At 61.5% G+C, this 647-nt stretch carries 1 pseudogene; it reads right to left on the bottom strand.

Annotated features, from left to right (window positions below):
• A pseudogene (locus tag AC1DWQ_RS23045) lies at positions 1 to 617 on the bottom strand (hypothetical protein); the annotation flags it as partial.
• Between the last annotated feature and the right edge of the window lie 30 nt (positions 618 to 647).

Raw genomic sequence — 647 nt, 5'->3', positions numbered from 1 at the left:
GCCGTATCCCAGCGCCACACAACCGCATCATCAATTTGCCGCGTGATGATGCGTGGCGCACCGAGCTGATCCGTCGAGACGTTGTACAGGCCGATGGCAATGTCACTTCCGGCTCCCGTTCCCGTCTGCTTGATCACCCCGACCGGCATGCCCATGTAGATGGTTTCGTATTGGGGAACCCCATTGGCATCGTACTCTTGGCATCGCTTGCCTCCTTCGTCATAAACGTAGTAAGCCGCACCGGTAGGTACCAGGGCCGTCGGCCCCGTCTTGCTCATCCTCAGCTCCAGCGCGCTGTAGCTGTAGTTCACAGTGCCACCGGCGTTCGTCATCGTCGCCAGCCTCCCGCGGTCGCTGTAGGTGTAGCTGTTGGTCCCATCACTCGTGATGTTGCCGGCCGCATCRTGCACCACGGTGGCGACGCCGGTGCTGTCCTGCGTCTGGTTCAGCCGGTTGCTGGTGCTGGCAATGGTGTTGGGGTAGCTCGTGCCGCCAACGACTTTGGCCGTGCGGTTGCCCGTGGCGTCATAGCTGTACTGGATCGCACTGCTGCCCAAGGTGGCGCTGATCAGTCGGTTCAGGTTGTCATAACCAAAGCTCTGGTCCAGTGCGGGCACCGGGACTCCGTTGCTGGGACTCCGTTGCTG

The organism is Polaromonas sp. P2_G11, from assembly GCF_056403595.1.
Note: the sequence above shows the minus strand (reverse complement) of the source record. Positions and strands in the feature narration are given on the sequence as shown.